This is a genomic window from Polaromonas sp. P1_E1_2 (genome assembly GCF_056406035.1).
The window spans coordinates 1-1,430 of record NZ_JBFUAZ010000831.1; the positions used below are offsets into that span (position 1 = coordinate 1).

Below are 1,430 nucleotides of genomic sequence, written 5' to 3' on the forward strand. Positions count from 1 at the left end.
ACATTGAACAGGCTCATTGCTCAGTTCTTCAGGTTGAGCTTGGTCACGAGTTGTTTGAAGTTGTCGTTGTCGCGCACCATTTGCGCCTTGAAGGCGGGGCCGTCGGCATAGGCGTAGCCCAGGTTCAGCTTGTCCATCACTTCGCGCATGATGGGCTCTTCGGCCGCCTTCTTGCTGAAAGTCCGGATGGTTTCCACGACTTCAGGCGGTGTGCCTTTGGCCACGCCCAGGCCGCGCCAGGTGCCGATGGACAGGTCGATGTTGCGTTCCTTGAGGGTGGGCACGTTCTCAAAACCCTTGACGCGCTGGTCGGCCATCACACCCAAAATCTTCAGCTTGCCGGCCGCCACATGCACGGCAACCTCAGCCGGGCTCACACCTACCGCGTCCACATGACCACCCAGCAGGGCCAGCACGGCGGGGCCGGCGCCCTGGTAGGGGATGTGGTTGAACCTGGCGCCGGTTTTTTCTTCCAGCGAGGCGGCCGCCAGGTGCCAGATCGAGCCATTGCCGGCGTTGCCGACCTTCACGTCGCTGCCGGTCTTTTTGGCGGCGGCGAGGAACTCTTCAATCGTGTTGTAGGGCGAGTCCGCTTTCACGGTGATGGCAGCCGGGTCGGCATTCAGGCGGGCAATCGGGATGAAGTCGTCCTGCGTGATCTTGGTGATGCCCATGTGCGGCAGGATGGTTACCTCCACAAACAGCATGGCAATCTTGTAGCCGTCGGGCTTGGCGTTGACCACGTCGGCCAGGCCAATAGCGCCGCTGGCGCCGGGTTTGTTGTAGACCACCAGCGATTGCGTGGTGTATTTTTTGGCGGCTTCGGCATAGGCGCGCGCCAGCGAGTCCGTGCCGCCGCCAGGCTGGAAGGCCACCATCACTTCAATGGGCTTGTTCGGGTAGGCCTGCGCCCAGCTGTTGCCGCAGAGGCTGGTGAGCGCCAGGAGGGCTGTCGCCAGCAATTTGCGCGGTGTCAGAAACTTCATGCTTGTCTCGCTTTCGTTTTTAGTTGGAAGGGAAATCCGGGGTGAGGTGGGTGCTGAAAGAAATCGTGACGAGTCATTTCTTCTGCACCTCCTGGTTTTTGGTCCGGCTCCAGCTCACGCTGAAACGCTTGTGCGACTGGTCCATGTGTGCATGCATGGCTGCACGCGCGGCATCCGGTTCATGGTTGCGCACCGCATCAAAAATGGCCTGATGCTCGGCAATCGCCGAGCGCCACGATTCAACGGTTTCAAAATGCCCGCCCAGCCGCTCGAACAACGGGCCGCGGCGCGAGTCCCAGAAGCGCTGGATGGTTTCAATCAGCACCACGTTGCCGCAAGACTCGACGACGGCGGTATGAAAAGCGCGGTCGCCTTCCAGCGGCAGCACGCCGCGGTCAGCGTCAAACTGCATGCTGGCGATGGCCTTGTCCATCGCGTCTATGT

Annotated in this window: 2 protein-coding genes; both read right to left on the reverse strand. The window is 61.0% G+C overall.

Going from position 1 to position 1,430, the window contains the following annotated elements:
- Positions 1-20: 20 nt before the first annotated feature.
- Positions 21-986: a tripartite tricarboxylate transporter substrate binding protein gene (locus AC1D1P_RS23330; protein WP_477668478.1), complete on the reverse strand. Its 966-nt coding sequence runs from the start codon at positions 984-986 to the stop codon at positions 21-23.
- 73 nt (positions 987-1,059) lie between these two features.
- Positions 1,060-1,430, reverse strand: a 371-nt coding sequence (locus AC1D1P_RS23335) for a FadR/GntR family transcriptional regulator (RefSeq protein ID WP_477674635.1), incomplete at its 5' end; no start/stop codon positions are given.